The sequence below is a fragment of the Serratia sp. C2(1) genome, assembly GCF_036352655.1.
GTDB classification, from domain to species: Bacteria; Pseudomonadota; Gammaproteobacteria; order Enterobacterales; family Enterobacteriaceae; genus Serratia; species Serratia inhibens.
The window spans coordinates 1,168,821-1,187,440 of sequence record NZ_JAZFBA010000001.1 but is presented as its reverse complement, the minus strand read 5'-3'; the positions used below and the strand labels follow the sequence as shown (position 1 = coordinate 1,187,440).

General features: G+C 55.8%; 21 protein-coding genes. 8 read left to right on the top strand and 13 right to left on the bottom strand.

Annotated elements, in window-relative coordinates; all coding sequences use genetic code 11:
• Positions 1 to 28 precede the first annotated feature (28 nt).
• The 3 genes from lpxM to znuA all read right to left on the bottom strand — a co-directional run bounded on the left by lpxM (position 29) and on the right by znuA (position 3,447).
• On the bottom strand, positions 29 to 997 hold the full coding sequence (gene lpxM / locus V2S86_RS05505) for a lauroyl-Kdo(2)-lipid IV(A) myristoyltransferase (protein WP_330761573.1): 969 nt from the start codon (positions 995 to 997) through the stop codon (positions 29 to 31).
• Positions 998 to 1,146: 149 nt separating this feature from the next.
• Positions 1,147 to 2,469 (bottom strand): murein DD-endopeptidase MepM, encoded by a 1,323-nt coding sequence (gene mepM / locus V2S86_RS05500; protein ID WP_330761572.1) that lies wholly within the window; start codon positions 2,467 to 2,469, stop codon positions 1,147 to 1,149.
• Positions 2,470 to 2,490: 21 nt separating this feature from the next.
• Positions 2,491 to 3,447, bottom strand: a complete 957-nt coding sequence (gene znuA, locus V2S86_RS05495; protein WP_330761571.1) for a zinc ABC transporter substrate-binding protein ZnuA — start codon at positions 3,445 to 3,447, stop codon at positions 2,491 to 2,493.
• A gap of 78 nt (positions 3,448 to 3,525) precedes the next feature.
• Here znuA and znuC point away from each other — a divergent pair, with 78 nt between their 5' ends.
• Both znuC and znuB read left to right on the top strand, forming a co-directional pair.
• Positions 3,526 to 4,284, top strand: a complete 759-nt coding sequence (gene znuC / locus V2S86_RS05490) for a zinc ABC transporter ATP-binding protein ZnuC (protein WP_330761570.1) — start codon at positions 3,526 to 3,528, stop codon at positions 4,282 to 4,284.
• The gene (gene znuB, locus V2S86_RS05485; protein ID WP_330761569.1) at positions 4,281 to 5,066 is read left to right on the top strand and encodes a zinc ABC transporter permease subunit ZnuB; all 786 of its coding nucleotides are present in this window, start codon (positions 4,281 to 4,283) and stop codon (positions 5,064 to 5,066) included. Before znuC ends, znuB begins: the two co-directional genes overlap by 4 nt.
• Before the next feature lie 54 nt (positions 5,067 to 5,120).
• Here the strand turns inward: znuB and ruvB are convergent, their stop codons facing one another.
• The 7 genes from ruvB to V2S86_RS05450 form a co-directional block, all read right to left on the bottom strand.
• On the bottom strand, positions 5,121 to 6,125 hold the full coding sequence (gene ruvB / locus V2S86_RS05480) for a Holliday junction branch migration DNA helicase RuvB (RefSeq protein ID WP_006316692.1): 1,005 nt from the start codon (positions 6,123 to 6,125) through the stop codon (positions 5,121 to 5,123).
• Positions 6,126 to 6,144: 19 nt separating this feature from the next.
• The gene (ruvA, locus tag V2S86_RS05475) at positions 6,145 to 6,759 is read right to left on the bottom strand and encodes a Holliday junction branch migration protein RuvA (protein ID WP_006316691.1); all 615 of its coding nucleotides are present in this window, start codon (positions 6,757 to 6,759) and stop codon (positions 6,145 to 6,147) included.
• A gap of 112 nt (positions 6,760 to 6,871) precedes the next feature.
• The gene (ruvC, locus tag V2S86_RS05470) at positions 6,872 to 7,393 is read right to left on the bottom strand and encodes a crossover junction endodeoxyribonuclease RuvC (protein WP_004945529.1); all 522 of its coding nucleotides are present in this window, start codon (positions 7,391 to 7,393) and stop codon (positions 6,872 to 6,874) included.
• Between the two features lie 74 nt (positions 7,394 to 7,467).
• On the bottom strand, positions 7,468 to 8,211 hold the full coding sequence (locus tag V2S86_RS05465) for a YebC/PmpR family DNA-binding transcriptional regulator (protein WP_330761568.1): 744 nt from the start codon (positions 8,209 to 8,211) through the stop codon (positions 7,468 to 7,470).
• A gap of 19 nt (positions 8,212 to 8,230) precedes the next feature.
• Positions 8,231 to 8,677, bottom strand: a complete 447-nt coding sequence (gene nudB / locus V2S86_RS05460) for a dihydroneopterin triphosphate diphosphatase (RefSeq protein WP_330761567.1) — start codon at positions 8,675 to 8,677, stop codon at positions 8,231 to 8,233.
• Positions 8,677 to 10,461, bottom strand: a complete 1,785-nt coding sequence (gene aspS, locus V2S86_RS05455; protein ID WP_330761566.1) for an aspartate--tRNA ligase — start codon at positions 10,459 to 10,461, stop codon at positions 8,677 to 8,679. The genes nudB and aspS overlap by 1 nt, the downstream gene beginning before the upstream one ends.
• A 73-nt stretch (positions 10,462 to 10,534) precedes the next feature.
• Positions 10,535 to 10,726, bottom strand: a complete 192-nt coding sequence (locus V2S86_RS05450; protein WP_006316937.1) for an FmdB family zinc ribbon protein — start codon at positions 10,724 to 10,726, stop codon at positions 10,535 to 10,537.
• Between the two features lie 241 nt (positions 10,727 to 10,967).
• Between V2S86_RS05450 and V2S86_RS05445 the strand changes: the two genes are divergently transcribed.
• The 5 genes from V2S86_RS05445 to cmoB all read left to right on the top strand — a co-directional run bounded on the left by V2S86_RS05445 (position 10,968) and on the right by cmoB (position 14,743).
• Positions 10,968 to 11,546 (top strand): hydrolase, encoded by a 579-nt coding sequence (locus V2S86_RS05445; RefSeq protein WP_330761565.1) that lies wholly within the window; start codon positions 10,968 to 10,970, stop codon positions 11,544 to 11,546.
• A gap of 68 nt (positions 11,547 to 11,614) precedes the next feature.
• Positions 11,615 to 12,430: a DUF72 domain-containing protein gene (locus V2S86_RS05440; protein WP_330763157.1), complete on the top strand. Its 816-nt coding sequence runs from the start codon at positions 11,615 to 11,617 to the stop codon at positions 12,428 to 12,430.
• Between the two features lie 102 nt (positions 12,431 to 12,532).
• Positions 12,533 to 12,928: an MAPEG family protein gene (locus tag V2S86_RS05435; protein WP_330761564.1), complete on the top strand. Its 396-nt coding sequence runs from the start codon at positions 12,533 to 12,535 to the stop codon at positions 12,926 to 12,928.
• A gap of 103 nt (positions 12,929 to 13,031) precedes the next feature.
• A complete protein-coding gene (gene cmoA / locus V2S86_RS05430; protein WP_006316952.1) occupies positions 13,032 to 13,775 on the top strand; it encodes a carboxy-S-adenosyl-L-methionine synthase CmoA in 744 nt (247 codons plus the stop codon).
• Positions 13,772 to 14,743 carry a tRNA 5-methoxyuridine(34)/uridine 5-oxyacetic acid(34) synthase CmoB gene (gene cmoB / locus V2S86_RS05425; RefSeq protein ID WP_006316954.1) on the top strand — a complete coding sequence of 324 codons (972 nt, stop codon included), beginning with the start codon at positions 13,772 to 13,774 and terminating at the stop codon, positions 14,741 to 14,743. Before cmoA ends, cmoB begins: the two co-directional genes overlap by 4 nt.
• A 71-nt stretch (positions 14,744 to 14,814) precedes the next feature.
• On the opposite strand, the gene V2S86_RS05420 is transcribed toward cmoB, so the two are convergent.
• Together V2S86_RS05420 and cutC are read right to left on the bottom strand one after the other, a co-directional pair.
• Entirely contained in the window at positions 14,815 to 15,312 is a 498-nt protein-coding gene (locus V2S86_RS05420) for a hypothetical protein (RefSeq protein ID WP_330761563.1), read from the bottom strand.
• 517 nt (positions 15,313 to 15,829) lie between these two features.
• Entirely contained in the window at positions 15,830 to 16,588 is a 759-nt protein-coding gene (cutC, locus tag V2S86_RS05415; RefSeq protein ID WP_311992323.1) for a copper homeostasis protein CutC, read from the bottom strand.
• A gap of 102 nt (positions 16,589 to 16,690) precedes the next feature.
• On the opposite strand from cutC, the gene V2S86_RS05410 reads away from it, so the two are divergent.
• A complete protein-coding gene (locus V2S86_RS05410) occupies positions 16,691 to 17,842 on the top strand; it encodes a MalY/PatB family protein (protein WP_330761562.1) in 1,152 nt (383 codons plus the stop codon).
• On the opposite strand, the gene V2S86_RS05405 is transcribed toward V2S86_RS05410, so the two are convergent.
• A complete protein-coding gene (locus V2S86_RS05405) occupies positions 17,839 to 18,402 on the bottom strand; it encodes a VOC family protein (RefSeq protein ID WP_330761561.1) in 564 nt (187 codons plus the stop codon). The genes V2S86_RS05410 and V2S86_RS05405 overlap by 4 nt on opposite strands.
• Positions 18,403 to 18,620: the final 218 nt, after the last annotated feature.

Here is an 18,620-nt window from a genome sequence, read left to right as displayed (position 1 = left end):
TGGCCCTGATCTTAAGCGACTATGCCGCTTAACGGTATAAATCGTCGCGCGAATAGGGCTCGGTTTCCCCTTCTTTACGCGTTTTCAGCAGTTTGAGGATCCAGGTGTACTGCTCTGGATTCGGCCCCACCAAATTCTCCACTTCTTCATTCATGCGGCGCGCAATATAGGGGTCGTCAGCCACGGCCAAATCATCCATCGGCGGGCGAATATAGATATCCAACATGCTGGTTTTGCCGTCATACACCGGGAACAAAGGCACGATTGCCGCACGGCACACCTTCATCAGGCGGCCTACCGCCGGCAGCGTCGCTTTATAGGTAGCGAAGAAGTCGACGAACTCGCTGTGTTCGGCGCCGTGATCCTGATCGGGCAGATAATAGCCCCAATATCCCTGACGCACTGAACTGATAAACGGTTTGATGCCGTCATTACGCGCATGCATCCGGCCACCGAACTTACGGCGCACCGCATTCCACAGATAATCCACCAGGGGATTGCTTTGGTTGTGGAACATCGCCGCCATCGGCTGGCCACGCGCCGCCATCAGCATTGCGGGCACATCCACCGCCCAACCATGCGGCACCAGGAAAATCACGTTTCGGCCTTCCTCGCGGATCTTATCCAGCACCTCTTCGCCGTGCCAACGCACGCGCTTCAGCACTTTCTCCGGTTTGGTGCAGGCCAGTTCCGCCATCAGAATCATCGATTGCGGTGCAGTGGCGAACATCTCGTCAATAATATGCTCGCGTTCGTTTTCCGGCACTTCAGGCAGGCAATACAGCAAGTTGATACGCGCTCGGCGGCGCGCACTTTTGGCCACTTTACCGACCAGCTTGCCTACGGCTCCGAGCACCGGGTCGCGCAGGCGTGCTGGGATCAGTGAAATGCCGGCCATCAACCCGGTTCCCAGCCAAACGCCCCAGTAGCGCGGATGGTAAAAGGCTTTTTGAAATTGCGGAATGAACTCCAGGTTCGATTTTTTCTCGTTTTGCATGCACAAGCTCTTAACTTAGCGGTTCGGCTAATCATAATTGCAAAGAATGATTTTGCAATTAACAACCACGAATCGCCAATATAAAACAGCATCGGCCTGCAATCAGGCCGATGGGATCACTGGCGCGGCGGCGCGCCCGAACAGAAGGATCAATCCAGCTGCAGTTGAGGAACCACTTCCTTCACTTGCGCCAGATAATCGCTGCGATCTTTACCGCTCAGCCCTTCAGAGCGCGGCAGTTTCGCCGTCAATGGGTTGACTGCCTGTTGGTTGGTCCACATTTCGAAATGCAGGTGCGGCCCGGTAGAACGACCGGTGTTGCCCGATAACGCGATACGGTCGCCACGTTTCACCTTCTGTCCCGGTTTAACCAGCAATTTTTTCAGGTGCATATAACGTGTGGTGTACTGGCGACCATGGCGGATCGCCACATAATTGCCTGCGGCACCGCTGCGTTTGGCGATCAATACTTCACCGTCACCCACCGCCAGCACCGGGGTACCGACCGGCATCGCAAAATCGACGCCTTTGTGCGGCGCAATGCGCCCGGTTACCGGATTCACCCGGCGCGGATTGAAGTTTGAAGAAATGCGGAACTGCTTCATGGTTGGGAAACGCATAAAGCCGCGCGCCAGGCCGGAGCCTTGACGATCGTAAAATTTGCCGTCTTCGGCGCGGATAGCGTAATAATCCTTGCCGCCGGAACGCATGCGCACGCCCAGCAACTGGCTCTGCGCGCTCTTGCCGTCAAAATGTTCGCGGGACATCAATACCGAGAATTGGTCGCCTTTGCGCAGTTTGCGGAAATCCAACTGCCACTGCAGCGCTTTGATCACCGCATTGATTTCAGCGCGGCTCAGGCCGGCATTGCTGGCGCTGCTGACGAAGCTGCCATTGAGGCGGCCGCTGATCACGTTATTACGCCACTCGCCCTGCTGGGCTTCCTGAGTTTCCTTGAAACTGTTGCCAACGCGATCGTAGGTACGAGTTTCACGCCGGGAGACTTCCCAGGTCAAACGTTGCAAATCGCCGGCATCGTTTACCGTCCACGACAGTTGCTGGCCGATCTTCAGATTACGCAGGTCGCGATTTTGCGATGCGAGCAGAGATACGTCTGACATATCTATGCCGTACTGGGTCAGAATGCTGCCCAGGGTATCGCCGGTAGAAACTACATATTCATGCACGCCATCTTCGCCGGCGACCTTCTGGTCCAGCTCATCCTGTGGGATGTCATCATCGGGAGTGGCTTGGTCAAGGTCGATCGGCTCACTGGCTTCTGGCAGCAAGGACCGCAACTGGCTGGATTCTAACTCGATGTTCTTAACGATGGGGTTATGTTCTGGGTGATAAACAAAAGGCCGCCAAACGGCAACGGCCAGTGTAACCACTGTCAACGACCCCAGCATGACGCGATGGGGCCGTGGCAGATTGTTATACGCCAGAGCGATAGTTCGGACTATCTGCTGCACTCGATATTATCCTCATAATCTTTACTTCAGGCAGCTCACGTACTGGTTTGACAACTGAGTCAGGAAGTTCCCGTAGCTGTCTTTCCCCAGTGCGATGCCGGTGCCCAGCGGGTCCAGCGTTCCAGAACGCACTTTGGTCCCTTTGGCAACGGCATTGATTACGGCCGGCCTGAATTGTGGTTCAGCAAAAACGCAGACTGCTTTCTGCTCAACCAACTGTGTTCGAATTTGGTGTAAGCGCTGTGCTCCAGGCTGTATTTCGGGATTAACGGTAAAATGGCCCAGTGGGCTCAAGCCGAAGTGTTTCTCAAAGTAGCCGTAAGCGTCATGAAAAACAAAATATCCCTTACCTTGCACAGGCCTAAGCATGTTACCAACATTTTTGTCAGTTTGCGTCAGCAGATTCTCGAACTGGCGCAGGTTTGCGTCTAATTTGTCCTTATTTTGCGGCATAAGTTCCAATAACCTGTCGTGAATCGCGATCGCGGTCACTTTTGCCACTTCCGGGGACAACCAAACGTGCATATTGTATTCGCCGTGATGATGGCCGTCCTCTTCTTCATGGTCCGCATGATTATGCGCATCGGCTGCATGATCATTGCCATGTTCGTGTTCATCGTCGCCCTTCACCAACAATGGTTTGATCCCGCTAAGTTCACTGATAGCCAACTGCCGATTGGCCGAAACCGGGGTTAGCGGCTTGGTCAGAAAAGCTTCCATGTCCGGCCCCACCCACACCACCAGATCGGCGGCTCGCAGGCGTTGAATATCGGAAGGCCGCAAAGCAAAATCATGCGGCGAAGCACCATCCGGCAACAGCACCTCGGTGGGTGTCACGCCATCGGCTATCGCAGAGGCGATAAATCCCAGCGGACGAATGGAAGTCACTACTGCGGCATTAGCGCCGTTCAGCGGCCCGACCATCATCAATGCGCTGGCCAGCAGCGTACGCTGCAGCCATTTATTTTTCTGTGCCATTCTCAGTAATCCCGTCGTTTTCATCAGCGAGGCGTGATATTATAACATTCGGTTAGTTCTGCAAAATGTAATCACGAGATGTCTACACTGACAACGCTAAAAAATATCACCGTCTCCTTTGGTAGCCGTAAGGTCCTGTCGAATATTTCGCTCAGCCTCCAACCGGGCCGTATTCTGACGCTGCTCGGCCCTAACGGCGCGGGTAAATCTACGCTGGTGCGGGTGGTACTGGGGCTCATTGCGCCAACCGAAGGCACCATTGAGCGCGAGCCAGGCCTGCGCATCGGTTATGTGCCGCAAAAACTGCACCTTGACGCCACCCTGCCGCTCACCGTCAGCCGTTTTATGCGCCTGAAACCCGGTGTAAAAAAAGCGGATATTCTGCCTGCGCTGAAACGCGTGCAGGCGGCCCATCTGCTCGATCAACCCATGCAAAAGCTCTCCGGCGGCGAAAACCAGCGGGTTCTGCTGGCACGTGCGCTGTTGAATAAACCACAGTTGCTGGTGCTGGATGAACCGACGCAGGGGGTCGACGTCAACGGCCAACTGGCGCTGTACGATCTGATCGATCAATTGCGTAAAGAGTTGGGCTGTGCGGTATTGATGGTTTCCCATGACCTGCATCTGGTGATGGCGAAAACCGATGAAGTACTGTGCCTCAACCAACACATCTGCTGTTCCGGCGCGCCGGAAGTGGTCTCCATGCACCCTGAATTTATCGCCATGTTTGGTAATCGGGGAGCGGAGCAGCTGGCGGTTTATCGCCACCACCATAACCACCGTCACGACCTGCAAGGACGAATCCTGTTGAAGAAAACCGGGGGCCGTGAGGCATGATCGAACTGTTATTGCCCGGCTGGCTGGCCGGGGTGCTGCTGGCTGGGGCCGCCGGTCCGCTAGGCTCATTTGTCGTCTGGCGCCGAATGTCCTATTTTGGCGATACTTTGGCGCACGCCTCGCTGTTGGGTGTCGCCTTCGGCCTGCTGTTGGATGTGAATCCTTTTTATGCGGTGATTGCCGTAACGCTGGTGCTGGCTCTGGTGCTGGTGTGGCTGGAGCGCCGGCCGCAACTTTCCGTTGATACCCTGCTCGGCATTATGGCGCACAGCGCGCTGTCGCTGGGTTTGGTGGTAGTGGCGCTTATGTCCAACGTGCGGGTCGACCTGATGGCCTACCTGTTTGGCGATCTGTTGTCTGTCACCTTTAGCGATATCTGGATGATTGGCATCGGCGTCAGCATCGTGCTGCTGATCCTGTGGTGGCAGTGGCGCAACCTGCTGTCGATGACCATCAGCCCTGAGCTGGCGCATGTAGACGGCGTTAATCTGGTGCGGGCACGCACCGTGCTGATGCTGGTCACCGCCCTGACCATTGGTCTGGCGATGAAGTTCGTCGGCGCACTGATCATCACTTCTTTGCTGATTATTCCGGCGGCGACGGCACGTCGTTTCGCCCGTACGCCTGAGCAAATGGCCGGCTTCGCGGTGCTGACAGGCATGCTTGCCGTGACTGGCGGGCTGGCCTTCTCGGCATTTTACGATACCCCGGCCGGCCCATCTGTGGTGCTGAGCGCTGCGGTGCTGTTTGTGCTGAGTTTATTCAGGAAGCAGCAGGCCTGATTCCGGGCTGCCGACAGACGTGACAAGGGCCGCGACAGCGGCCCTTTTTAATGCTTACTCTTCGCGTTCAATACCAAAGTGTTTATAGGCATGATTGGTCGCCATACGTCCACGCGGCGTACGCTGGATAAAACCTTGCTGGATCAGGAAGGGTTCGATAACGTCTTCGATGGTTTCCCGTTCCTCGCCAATCGCCGCCGCCAGGTTATCCAGGCCCACCGGCCCGCCCATGAACTTGTCGATTATCGCCAGCAACAGCTTGCGGTCCATATAATCGAAACCTTCGGCGTCAACGTTCAACATGTCCAGCGCCTGCATCGCAACTTCGCCATTGATCACGCCGTTGGCACGGACCTCGGCAAAGTCGCGCACCCTGCGCAGCAAGCGGTTGGCGATACGTGGCGTTCCGCGCGCCCGGCGTGCCACCTGGTGAGCGCCCTCTTCCGAGAGATCCAGCCCCAGGCAATTGGCGCTGCGTGAAACGATATGCTGCAAATCGGCGACCTGATAGAACTCCAGGCGCTGCACAATCCCGAAGCGATCGCGCAGCGGTGAGGTCAGAGAGCCGGCACGGGTGGTAGCCCCCACCAGCGTAAAGGGCGGCAAATCGAGTTTGATCGAACGCGCGGCCGGGCCTTCGCCGATCATGATATCCAGCTGGTAATCTTCCATTGCCGGGTACAGCACTTCTTCGACCACCGGCGACAGACGATGGATCTCATCGATAAACAAGACGTCGTGCGGTTCGAGGTTGGTCAGCATTGCCGCCAGATCGCCCGCTTTTTCCAGCACCGGACCGGAAGTGGTGCGCAGGTTAACGCCCATCTCATTGGCGACGATATTCGCCAGCGTGGTTTTACCCAGTCCAGGCGGGCCGAAGATCAGCAAATGGTCCAATGCGTCGCCACGCTGCTTTGCCGCCTGAATAAAAATCTCCATCTGTTCACGCACGTGCGGCTGGCCGACATATTCCGTCAGTAATTTTGGCCGAATGGCGCGATCGAGAATTTCTTCTTCGTTGATCGGCTCAGCAGAAATCAGGCGATCGGCTTCAATCATTCTCTATCCCTTATCAACCTTACAGGGCGGCGCGCAGCGCGTCGCGGATCAGGGTTTCGCAATCGGCACCCGGCTTGGCGATTTTGCTGACCATGCGGCTGGCTTCTTGCGGTTTATAGCCCAATGCCACCAGCGCAGAAGCGGCTTCTGCTTCCGCATCCATCTCGGCCGCCTGCGTTGCCGTAGCGGGGAGCGTGATTTCGCTGCTGTTATTGAACAGATCGCCATTAAGCCCTTTAAAGCGGTCTTTCATTTCGACCACCAGGCGCTCAGCGGTTTTCTTGCCAACGCCAGGCAATTTCACCAGCGAGGTGATCTCTTCGCGTTCGACCGCGCTGACAAACTGCTGTGCGGACATCCCGGACAAGATTGCCAGCGCCAGTTTTGGTCCCACGCCGTTCACTTTAATCAACTCGCGAAACAGCGCGCGCTCTTGTTTATCGTTGAAGCCGTACAATAGCTGCGCGTCTTCGCGCACCACGAATTGGGTAAATACGATAGCTTCTTGCCCCAGATCCGGCAGCTCATAAAAGCAGGTCATGGGCATATGCACTTCATAGCCCACGCCGTTTGCCTCCAGTAATACCAGCGGCGGTTGCTTTTCCAGAATATATCCTCTGAGACGACCTATCATTTACCCTCCTGCAGAATTCTTGAGCATGACCGACTGTCATGCCGTGCTGGTAAAGCTTATAACATAAAAAAGGCTGGATGAATATCCAGCCTGAGTTGTCACGGATTCAGCGCTACTTTAAACGGCCACGAGCCAGGTTTAACCGCCCTTCGCTCATTCGCAACACGTTTTGGCTGAGATGGCAGTGGGTGATGGCGATAGCCAGCGCATCGGCGGCGTCCGCCTGAGGATTGGCCGACAGTTTCAGCAGCGAGCGCACCATGTGCTGCACCTGCGCCTTCTCTGCCGCGCCGGTGCCGACCACCGTTTGCTTCACCTGACGCGCCGCATATTCAAACACTTCCAGATCCTGGTTCACGGCGGCAACGATCGCCACGCCGCGCGCCTGCCCGAGTTTGAGCGCAGAATCCGGGTTCTTCGCCATAAACACCTGTTCGATGGCGAAAAAATCCGGTTTAAACTGGGTGATGATTTCGCTGACGCCTGCGTAGATCAATTTCAGCCGCGTCGGCATGTCATCCACCACGGTGCGAATGCAGCCACTGGCGATATAGCTCAGCTGGCGGCCCTGCTGGCGAATGAGGCCATAACCGGTGACGCGCGATCCGGGATCGATACCCAGTATGATCGTCATCCCTACACCCACCTTGCGTTAAGCATTAACATCGCCAGGCGCTGCCACAGAGCAGCGCCGTACTTCAACGTCTATTACAGCGTCGCTGCAACCTCGTCGGAGATCTCACCGTTGTGGTAAACCTCCTGCACGTCGTCACAGTCTTCCAGCATGTCGATCAAACGCAACAGCTTCGGCGCGGTTTCTTCATCCATATCGGCCTTGGTCGATGGGATCATGGAAACTTCCGCCGCGTCGGCGGTGAAACCGGCCGCAGTCAGCGCGTCTTTCACCTCACCCAGGTTTTCCCAGGCGGTGAACACGTCGATAGCACCGTCGTCGTAGCTGACGATGTCTTCAGCGCCGGCTTCCAGCGCCGCTTCCATCACCGCGTCTTCATCCAGGCCCGGAGCGTAAGTGATCACGCCCTTCTTGGTGAACAGATAAGCCACGGAACCGTCGGTGCCGAGGTTACCGCCGCATTTGGTGAAGGCGTGACGCACTTCGGCCACGGTACGGTTGCGGTTGTCGCTCAGGCATTCGATCATGACGGCGGTACCGCCCGGGCCGTAACCTTCGTAAATGATGGTTTCCATGTTGGTATCATCATCACCGCCCACACCACGCGCGATGGCGCGGTTCAGGGTATCACGCGTCATGTTGTTGGACAGCGCCTTGTCGATCGCCGCACGCAGACGCGGGTTAGCCCCCGGATCGCCACCGCCCAGTTTCGCGGCGGTCACCAGCTCGCGAATAATTTTGGTGAAAATTTTACCGCGCTTGGAATCCTGCGCAGCTTTACGGTGCTTTGTGTTGGCCCACTTACTATGACCTGCCATAAAAAATCTCCGAAAAAAATTACTGGACTGAATTAATCACAAACTCTTCAATCGCCTGCTGATTGCTCCAGGACTTGGTCAACCTCACGGCTTGCGCCGCCTCAAGCCAGCGGTAAGCATGATGCTCGGTAATCACCGGATCGCGCTCTTCAGGCAACGCCAGACAGAACCAGTGCTCTTTATTGCGCGTGGTCCCCGGGGCATAGCGATGTCGCAAATGGACAAAGAGTTCAAACTCCACACAGCGCTGGCAATCGAACAACGGCAGATTCTCTGCTTCGATATCGATGCCGACTTCTTCCATGACCTCACGCCGTGCGGCATGCGGCGGCGACTCATTTTCCTCCAGGCTGCCGGTAACCGACTGCCAGAACTCGGTATCGTCGCGCCGCTGTAACATCAGCACCCGTCCACTCGATTTGGCGTAAATCACGACCAAAATGGACTCGGGCCGCTTGTAACTCATCACTCGTTCTCTTCCGGCAACGCGGCTTTCTTGACCACGGAAATCCCCAACTCCTGCAACGACGCCGGATTGGCGAAGCTTGGCGCTTCGGTCATCAGACAGGCGGCTGCGGTAGTTTTCGGGAAGGCAATCACGTCACGAATGTTGTCGGTGCCGGTCAGCAGCATCACCAGACGGTCCAGACCGAAGGCCAGGCCGGCGTGCGGTGGCGCGCCGTACTTCAATGCATCCAACAGGAAGCCGAATTTCTCGCGCTGTTCGTGTTCGTCGATACCCAGAATGCTGAAGACCGTCTGCTGCATTTCGCTGCGGTGAATACGCACCGAACCGCCGCCCACTTCGTAGCCGTTGATCACCATGTCATAGGCATTGGCAATGGCCGTGGTTGGCGCCGAATTCAGTTCTTCCGGGCTCATGTCGCGCGGTGCGGTGAACGGATGGTGCATCGCCGCCAGGCCACCCTCACCGTCTTCTTCGAACATCGGGAAGTCCACCACCCACAGCGGTGCCCAGCTGTCCAGCTTGGTCAGTTGCAGATCACGGCCCAGTTTCAGACGCAGCGCGCCCATCGCATCGGTCACAATCTTGAAGCTGTCTGCGCCGAAGAACAGGATGTCGCCGGTCTGCGCGTTGGTGCGCGCCAGGATCGCTTCCAGCACTTCCGCGCTGAGGAATTTGGCGATCGGGCTTTGTACGCCTTCCATGCCGGCGGCACGGTCGTTGACCTTCAGCCAGGCCAGACCTTTGGCGCCATAGATGTTAACGAAGGTGCCGTACTCATCGATCAGCTTGCGGGTCAGCTGCGCGCCGCCCGGAACGCAGATAGCGGCGACGCGGCCTTTGGCGTCGTTAGCCGGGCCGGAGAACACTTTGAACTCAACGTCTTTCACCAGGTCGGCAACGTCCACCAGCTCCAGCGGGTTACGCAGATCCGGTTTGTCGGAGCCATAGCGACGCATCGCTTCGGCGAAGGTCATGACCGGGAAATCGCCCAGATCCACGCCCTTCACATCCAGCCACAGGTCACGCGCCAATTTTTCCATCACTTCACGCACTTGATCGGCGGTCATGAAGGAAGTTTCAACGTCGATCTGAGTAAATTCAGGCTGACGATCGGCACGCAGGTCTTCATCACGGAAGCATTTGACGATTTGATAGTAGCGATCGAAGCCCGACATCATCAGCAGCTGTTTGAACAGCTGTGGCGACTGTGGCAACGCGTAAAATTTACCTTTGTGCACGCGGCTCGGCACCAGATAGTCACGCGCGCCTTCCGGCGTGGCTTTGGTCAACATCGGGGTTTCGATGTCGAGGAAGCCGTTGCTGTCCATAAAGCGACGCACGAAGCTGGTGATTTTGGCGCGAGTCTTCAAGCGATCGGCCATTTCCGGACGACGCAGATCCAGGTAGCGATATTTCAGACGCGCTTCTTCAGTGTTGACCTGGTTGGAGTCCAGCGGCAACGGCTCGGAGCGGTTGATAATCTCCAGAGCATGAGCGAACACTTCCACTTCACCGGTGGACATATCTTTATTGATTTGGCTGTCCGGGCGTGCACGCACGGTGCCGACAATCTGAATGCAAAACTCGTTGCGCAGGTCGTACGCCTTGTCAAACGCGGCTTTCTGGTCCGGATCGAAGAACACCTGCACGATGCCTTCGCGGTCGCGCATATCAATAAAGATCAGGCCGCCCAGATCGCGACGACGGTTGACCCAACCACACAAAGTGACTTCCTGGCCCACGTGGGACAGATTCAACTGCCCGCAATATTCAGTACGCATACGCTATCCTTTTGGCTTAAGCCGATTCCGCGCGGGCTTTCGCGCCGGCCACGCGGCTGTTATCTGATGAACTCTACTTATTACCCGGTTTGAAGTCTGTTGCATACCAACCGGTGCCCTTTAACTGGAAACCCGTGGAAGAAATCAACTTGGTTAACGCGGGCTGCCCACACGCCGGACAGTCAGTCAGCGGCGTATCGGAAAATTTTTGCAATTTCTCTAACCGAAGGCTGCAAGCACCACATGCATATTCATAAATCGGCATAGGTCGTTGGAATAAAGTGTGTTGAAAAAAGGCGATCATTATAAAGGAAATTCATGCTCCAGATAAGTGCGAACACAGCTTTGTTGCAACACTAAATGGCGTGTTTTTGTTCGAAGTAACACATTGATTAACAAATTTCTCATTAACCGGTGACCCTTTTTTCACGTAGCCTGAATTCCCCCTTGTTTTAGTGCGCCGTTTTGGCTGCACATATTTTATTCACTCAATAACGGGAGCCCCTATGTTGAAACTTGACGCTCAAACCACAGCGCTGGTGCTGATTGATTTGCAAAACGGTATCCTGCCCTACGCCGGTGGGCCGCACAGCGCCGAAAGCGTGGTCGCCCACGGCGCGCAACTGGCGGCGCGTTTTCGCTCGCTCGGCGCGCCGGTGATCCTGGTGCGCGTTGGCTGGTCCGATACATTTGCCGATGCGCTGAAACAGCCGGTGGACAAGCCCGCTCCGTCGCCGGCGGGTGGATTACCGGCGAACTGGTGGGAATTCCCGGCCCCTCTGGCGGTCAGCGACGGCGATATTCTGGTGATCAAACGTCAATGGGGCGCGTTTTACGGTACCGATCTTGATTTGCAATTACGCCGCCGCGGCATTAAAACCGTTGTGTTGGGCGGGATATCCACCAATATCGGCGTTGAATCTACCGCCCGCGCCGCTTGGGAACAGGGTTACGAGTTAGTGATCGCCGAAGACCTGTGCAGCGCGCAAAATGCCGAGATGCACAGGTTTGCCGTCGAGAATATCTTCCCGCGCCTGGCCCGCGTGCGCAGCACCGGCGAAATTCTTGCCGCACTCGGCGAGTAACAATGACAGGGCGCGGCATGCTGCGCCTACGTTTATCTCACAAGAGCATTAAGGAAGATGACGCGTTGATCTACATCGGACTACCACAGTGGCAGCACACAGCCTGGAATCGCATCGGGCTGCGCGATCTGGCGGATTACAGCCGCTATTTTAACTGCGTGGAAGGCAATACGACTTTCTACGCGTTACCCAAACTGGAGATCGTTCAACGCTGGCGCGACATGACCACCGATGATTTTCGGTTTTGTTTCAAATTCCCCTCAGAGATCAGCCATAAGGCCGCACTGCGTAACTGCGATGCCGAGCTGCAGGCATTTTATCACTGCCTGAACCCGGTCCATCAGCGTATCGGGCAGCTTTGGTTGCAGTTACCCTCGGCATTTGGGCCGGATGAATTGCCGCGAATGTGGCAGTTCTTTGACGGGTTGCCGAAAGAGTTCACCTACGGCGTAGAAGTACGTCACCCGGCATTCTTCGCCAAGGGCGAGGAAGAGCGCCTGTTGAATCAGGGCTTGCATCAGCGCGGCATCAACCGGGTTATCCTCGACAGCCGGCCGGTGCATCATGCCGCCCCTGACAGCGCGGCGGTACGTGACGCTCAGCAAAAGAAACCCAAGCTGCCGGTACATGCACTGGTCACCGCCAACAACCCGCTGGTCCGTTTTATCGGTGGCGACGTGTTGCAAGACAATCTGCGGTGGTTTGAGGCCTGGCAGCAGAAGCTGCCCACCTGGCAACAGCAATACACCCCCTTCTTGTTTATTCATACGCCGGATAATGGCGATTCACCGCAACAGGCGCAAAAAATCTGGCAGCAGCTTCATCAGGCTATTCCTAATTTGCCCCCGCCCCCGGACTGGCCTGAGCAGGATGCACTGTTTTGACCTATTAATCTGACCGATTACATCAGATTTTTCCTCGCGACAGTGATTGCAATGGCCGCTATGATGCTCGCTGCCAGTTTTGGTTAGGGAATGGAGTTAAAAATGGTAAGCGCGCTTTATGTCGTGCTCGGCGCATTGTTGTTGATCAAACTCTCTTATGACGTGGTTAAGTTAAGGATGCAATACCGTGTCGCTTACGGAGACGGTGGCTTTTATGAGCTGCAGACCGCCATCCGCGTTCACGGCAATGCCGTAGAATATATTCCTATCGCCGCCGTACTGCTGGTGATCATGGAAATGAACGGCGCAGGAATATGGATGATCCATATTTGCGGCCTGATGTTGATGATCGGGCGCCTGGTGCACTACTACGGTTTGCGTAACCGTGAAGTCCGTTGGCGCCGTTCAGGCATGGCGGCAACCTATATTTCGTTGGTCTTGATGGTGTTGGCCAACATTTTCTATCTGCCCTGGGATCTGATTTTCAGCCTGTATTGATCTCCTGTTCGTCATCAGGCGGCCACGCCGCCTGCTTCCGCTCCGCTTTTTTGCCGTTATCTGTTAGAATACGCGCCTTCGAATTCTGAACTGACTTCCCGCTATGCCAAACCGCGATACTCTTTTTTCTGCCCCCATCGCCAAACTGGGCGACTGGACCTTCGACGAACGCGTCGCTGAAGTGTTTCCGGACATGATCCAGCGTTCCGTTCCCGGCTATTCCAACATCATTTCGATGATTGGCATGCTGGCCGAACGCTTCGTGCAGCCCGACAGCCAGGTGTATGACCTGGGATGTTCGCTGGGCGCGGCAACGCTGTCGATGCGTCGGAATATCAAGGTGGCGGGTTGCAACATCATTGCCGTCGACAACTCTCCGGCGATGGTCGAACGCTGCCGCCGCCATATCGACGCCTTTCGCGCCGACACCCCGGTAGAGGTTATCGAGGCCGATATCCTCGATATCAAGATCGAAAATGCCTCCATGGTGGTGCTGAATTTTACCCTGCAATTCCTCGAGCCGGCCGACCGTCTTCGCCTGCTGGAGCAGGTTTATCGCGGCCTGCGCCCAGGCGGCGCGCTGGTGCTGTCGGAGAAATTCAGCTTTGAAGATGCTGACGTCGGCGAACTGTTGTTCAACATGCACCACGATTTCAAACGCGCCAACGGCTACAGCGAGCTGGAGATCAGCCAAAAGCGCAGCATGCTGGAACACGTCATGCTGACCGACTCGGTAGAGGCGCACAAAGCCCGCCTGAAGCAGGCCGGTTTTAAACATGCGGAAGTGTGGTTCCAGTGCTTTAACTTCGGCTCATTGATCGCGTTGAAAGCAGGAGCTGAGCAATGATTGAGTTTGGTGATTTCTATCAGCGCATCGCTAAAGGCAACCTCAGCCACTGGCTGGATACCCTGCCCGCTCAGCTCAGCGCCTGGCAGCGCGAGTCGCTGCACGGCAAGTTCAAGCAGTGGTTTAACTCGGTCGAACACCTGCCGGAACTGACGCCAACCCGTCTCGATTTGCTGCACGGCGTGCGCGCCGAGATGGACGCCCCGCTGTCGCCGGGCCAGTTGGAAGGCATCGAAAAGATGCTGCGAACCCTGATGCCATGGCGTAAAGGCCCCTTCTCGTTGTACGGCATCGACATTGACACCGAATGGCACTCCGACTGGAAATGGGATCGCGTTCTGCCGCACATTTCGCCGCTGGCCGGCCGCACCATTCTGGACGTCGGCTGCGGTAGCGGCTATCACCTGTGGCGAATGGTGGGTGCCGGCGCGCAGATGGCGGTGGGCATTGATCCGATGCAACTGTTCCTGTGCCAGTTCGAAGCGGTTCGCAAACTGCTGGGCGGCGATCAACGCGCTCATCTGCTGCCGCTGGGTATTGAGCAGTTGCCTGAGCTGGCCGCTTTCGATACGGTATTTTCCATGGGCGTGCTGTACCACCGCCGTTCACCCTTGGACCATCTGTATCAACTGAAAAACCAGTTGGTCTCCGAAGGTGAACTGGTATTGGAAACCCTGGTGGTGGAAGGCGATCGCAACCAGGTGCTGGTGCCGGGCGATCGTTATGCCCAGATGCGCAACGTCTATTTCATTCCTTCGGCCGAAGCCTTGAAATGCTGGCTGGAAAAATGCGGTTTTGTCGACGTGAAGATCGCCGACATGTGTGTAACCAGCACCGAAGAGCAGCGCCGAACCGACTGGATGACCAGCGAATCACTGGCCGAATTCCTTGATCCCAAGGATAACAGCAAGACAATCGAAGGTTACCCGGCCCCGTTACGTGCGGTGTTGGTAGCGAAGAAGCCATAAACGGCACTAAAAAACGTCATCTCCCCAGCCTGAGAAATAAAGTCTGCCGGGGTGATGACGTTATTGACAGGTTATTTTTGCAGGGCTTCAAGCAAGTCCTTTTCCAGTACCCCACTGGATTTGCATTCAAAGGGTTTGACCTTGTCATTGCCGTCTACGGTTGTCAGCCCGGCGATACCGTTAACCTGCACCATGACATTGCTCCCCTCGCCGGCGCGGTATACTTGCACCAGAATTCTATACTCCTCAGTCAGATTTGATGGCGTGGCCTGTGCGGCACAGTCCAGATAAAGTCCTGCCAGTTCGGGATCTCTGCCGGTTGCACCGACGACACCCAAGTGATTGTCCGTTAGCGTAGGCGTAATTCCTTTTCCGTCAAGAACGGCAACCACTTTCGCAACCAGTTCATCAGGCTTTCTATTACCTATCAAAGTGACGCTGGCGGCGGCCGGCCGGCTTGGCTCAACTGCGGTTGCCCCTTCAGCAGGCTGGTTACCGGTTTTTGTCGGCCCATAAACCGACACGCAGCCAGACAACATCAGTATCGAAAAAACCGTTAGTAGTCTCATTTATCACCTGTAATACAGCGTTGCACAGGCGCTTAACGAACATACCAACAAAAAAACCATCAGACATCGCATAGTGTTTTCCTTAACGGTAATAGGCCGCGACACAACCGGATAATGAAAGGCAGGTCAATAGCAGAAAAATCAGATAGAACTTCATGTTCTCCTCCATAACTCAGCAAACTCCTATTATTGATGCAGCCATTTACATGGCCGATAAGAAGGTTACTGCTCCGTTATTGAGCTGTCATGAAGGGGCGTTTGTGCCAGCACTTGCACAACAAACGTTGTCTGTCGCCGATCATGCAAATCACGATCATGTCATGACATAGTCACCGACAAACTCCAGGAGTGGGAATCATAGGCGATTGATCTCTGGTTCAACTTTGCACTACAGACATAAAAAAAGCCCCGACAAAACGTCGGGGCCTGGTACTCGCGTAATCGCCGAAAACTCAGCGACACGCTAAAGGGTCTTGCGGCCCGGAAACCGGTTATCAGAACACGGTTAGCTGCGTGTTTATGCGCTTTGCGCCAAGGGATCAACCAAGGCCAGCGCGTTTTTCATCGCCTCCACCATTTCGCCATCCACGCAATAATGGCTAAATTCATCAAACTCATTGTCTGAACACATGGTCACACCGGCTTTGCGATAGCGCATGGTCGAAGGTACCGCGTGGCCCGAAGAGCTGTGTACCTCCTGAATACCAATATCCACAAACTTGTGCAGATTACTGAGTCTCACACCGGCACCGGCCATAATCACCGGCCCTTGGCTGGCCTGCACCAGATCGCGCAGCAACGGCAGTCCAAGCTCAGCGTTTTGCTGTTGGCCGGAGGTCAGGATCCGTGCCACGCCCAGTTGCGTCAGTTGATCAAGTGCTACCATCGGGTTCTGACACATGTCGAAAGCGCGATGGAAGGTGACCGCCATATTGCCGCTCAACCGCATGACTTCGCGCATGCGCGGCAGGTCGATGTGCCCTTCTTCATCCAGCATGCCAACGACTACGCCGGCAAAGCCCATATCGCGGATCTGCACTATATCCTGCTTGATCACGTCGAAATCCACCGCGCCGTAGCAAAAATCCCCGCCGCGCGGGCGGACTATCGGATGCACCGGGACGGATACCCTGTCGCGCGCCAGACGCAAAGAGCCGTAGCTGGGCGTCAAACCGCCCTCACTTTGGCTGGCACACAATTCTATGCGGTCAGCGCCTGCCCGCTCAGCCGTCAGCGCGCAATCGACGCTATAGCAGCAAACTTCCAGTTTAATCATTGTCACCCCCAGATAACGGCCAAAATGTGACGGCAGTTTGTTAACTTCAGAATTTCTCGCGTAGGCTCATTGGTAGATATGAACCGGTTCAGGATAATAACTATGGCATTCAATTTTGATCAATGGGTAGACCGTAGTCACAGTGACAGCGTTAAGTGGGATAAATATCGCGACCGCGACATTATTCCGCTCTGGGTCGCCGACACCGATTTCCCGTCACCGCCCGTCATCATCGACGCATTGCAGCGGCGCGTGGCCCATGGCGTGTTCGGTTACGGCCATCCCTCCCCTGAACTTATCGCGGTTTTTGCCCGCCGTATGCTAGAACGCTACGGCTGGCACATTTTGCCCGAATGGCTGATTTTCCTGCCCGGCCTGGTCTGTGGGCTCAATTTGTGCGTCCGCGCCTTTACCGCCGAGGGCGAAGGCCCCCTGGCGCCATCGCCCATCTACCCGCCGTTTCGCAAGGCGGCGAAATTCGCCGGACGCCCGCATCTGCCGGTCCCGCTCGCACTGCACGATGGGCGCTGGTTGCTGGATTTCAACGCGGTAACGGGTCAGCTCAACGGCAGCGAAAAATTGCTGTTGTTGTGCAACCCGCAAAATCCGGGCGGAACCGTCTACCGACGGGAGGAGTTGTTGCACCAGCATGAATTCGCCCGTCGTCATGATTTGATCGTCTGTTCTGATGAAATTCATTGCGATCTGTTGCTTGAACCGGGCTGTGAACACATCCCCTTTGCCACGCTCAATGAAGATGCCGCCCAACGCAGCATTACGCTGATGTCGCCATCGAAAACCTTCAATATTGCCGGACTGGGTGCATCAATGGCGGTGATCCCCAACGCCGGCCTTCGTCAAAAGCTGGTGCGGGCGCGCAGCGGCATAGTCCCGGACGTTGACGTGCTGGCACTGGTCGCCGCTCAGGCTGCCTATCAGGACGGGCAAGAGTGGCTGGACGCCCTGTTGGTTTATCTGCGCGCCAACCGAAATTTGGTGACCGAGCGCATTAACGCCATGCCCGGCCTGTTGTTGCATCCGATCGAAGCCACCTATCTGGCCTGGATCGATTGCAGTCAACTGGCGACCGACAATCCGCACGCTTTCTTTGAACGGGCCGGGGTGGGCTTAAGTGCGGGCCTGGATTTCGGTAACCGCCGTTTTGTACGCCTGAATTTCGGCTGCCGACGCGAGCTGCTTGCGCAGGCGCTGGATCGCATGATGCTGGCCACCCAAGCGCTGATGCCCGGTTAAGCTTGTTCGCTGGCGACGATTTCCCGGATGGAATAAGGGTGAAACTTAATCGTCACGCTACCGTCAGTGATCGCCAGCGTCGGATTCGGCAGCCGTTCGCTCTCGCCCCGCGGCGAGCTCTGTTTCAACTTGATCCACGGTGCCAACAATGCCTCGTCGGGCAAATGGCTCAGCGCGCGTGCATACAGCGATGCAGGGTCGCCGCTAAGCACCAGTTCCACATGTTCCCATCCCTCGTGCGGATAGCGCTTGTCCCCCGGATAAGGCAGTTCCACGCAGTCAATTAACCACGGTCCTACCTGCAACGGCTGCGTTAGATCAAACAGGCAAATCGGGCGTCCGTTGATCGTCGTTTCAGACAACAACGAACCGCACTGCAGCAATCCCTGTCGCCAGCGTTCAGCGGTGGTGTTTTGGTGGCAACGCACCGAAATGTGGTCCGCACTGAACTGCGACAAATCCAGGTGCAGTTTTTCCGCAAACTGGTTCAGCGCCAGTTCGAAACGCGGCAGATCCAGCGCTAAATCATTAAGCTCGGCAATGGCCGGGAAGGTCGTCATAAGGTCCTCGAAACAACGGAAAGCAAATTCAGGGGGGTAATTTACACGGCTGGGGCGCTGCTATCCACGTTTTGCCCGGGCAAAATGTCACATTTGTGTCCTCTGCATGACCGTCACGTAAAATCTTTCGGCTAATGCCGAGAAAGAGCACAAAAGAATAAGCGTTATAGATTTTATTAACGTCGATTTTAAAATCTTAATAAATTAATTAAAATTCA

Bases quoted from the DNA above. Each gene is read 5' to 3' on its own strand.
- V2S86_RS05410 (WP_330761562.1), top strand. From the start codon at position 16,691: ATGGCATTCAATTTTGATCAATGGGTAGACCGTAGTCACAGTGACAGC.
- ruvC (WP_004945529.1), bottom strand. From the start codon at position 7,393: ATGACGATCATACTGGGTATCGATCCCGGATCGCGCGTCACCGGTTAT.
- lpxM (WP_330761573.1), bottom strand. From the start codon at position 997: ATGCAAAACGAGAAAAAATCGAACCTGGAGTTCATTCCGCAATTTCAA.
- V2S86_RS05405 (WP_330761561.1), bottom strand. From the start codon at position 18,402: ATGACGACCTTCCCGGCCATTGCCGAGCTTAATGATTTAGCGCTGGAT.
- V2S86_RS05420 (WP_330761563.1), bottom strand. From the start codon at position 15,312: ATGAGACTACTAACGGTTTTTTCGATACTGATGTTGTCTGGCTGCGTG.
- ruvB (WP_006316692.1), bottom strand. From the start codon at position 6,125: ATGATTGAAGCCGATCGCCTGATTTCTGCTGAGCCGATCAACGAAGAA.
- ruvA (WP_006316691.1), bottom strand. From the start codon at position 6,759: ATGATAGGTCGTCTCAGAGGATATATTCTGGAAAAGCAACCGCCGCTG.
- V2S86_RS05450 (WP_006316937.1), bottom strand. From the start codon at position 10,726: ATGCCGATTTATGAATATGCATGTGGTGCTTGCAGCCTTCGGTTAGAG.
- cutC (WP_311992323.1), bottom strand. From the start codon at position 16,588: ATGATTAAACTGGAAGTTTGCTGCTATAGCGTCGATTGCGCGCTGACG.
- aspS (WP_330761566.1), bottom strand. From the start codon at position 10,461: ATGCGTACTGAATATTGCGGGCAGTTGAATCTGTCCCACGTGGGCCAG.
- V2S86_RS05445 (WP_330761565.1), top strand. From the start codon at position 10,968: ATGTTGAAACTTGACGCTCAAACCACAGCGCTGGTGCTGATTGATTTG.
- V2S86_RS05465 (WP_330761568.1), bottom strand. From the start codon at position 8,211: ATGGCAGGTCATAGTAAGTGGGCCAACACAAAGCACCGTAAAGCTGCG.
- cmoA (WP_006316952.1), top strand. From the start codon at position 13,032: ATGCCAAACCGCGATACTCTTTTTTCTGCCCCCATCGCCAAACTGGGC.
- V2S86_RS05435 (WP_330761564.1), top strand. From the start codon at position 12,533: ATGGTAAGCGCGCTTTATGTCGTGCTCGGCGCATTGTTGTTGATCAAA.
- znuA (WP_330761571.1), bottom strand. From the start codon at position 3,447: ATGGCACAGAAAAATAAATGGCTGCAGCGTACGCTGCTGGCCAGCGCA.
- nudB (WP_330761567.1), bottom strand. From the start codon at position 8,677: ATGAGTTACAAGCGGCCCGAGTCCATTTTGGTCGTGATTTACGCCAAA.
- znuC (WP_330761570.1), top strand. From the start codon at position 3,526: ATGTCTACACTGACAACGCTAAAAAATATCACCGTCTCCTTTGGTAGC.
- znuB (WP_330761569.1), top strand. From the start codon at position 4,281: ATGATCGAACTGTTATTGCCCGGCTGGCTGGCCGGGGTGCTGCTGGCT.
- cmoB (WP_006316954.1), top strand. From the start codon at position 13,772: ATGATTGAGTTTGGTGATTTCTATCAGCGCATCGCTAAAGGCAACCTC.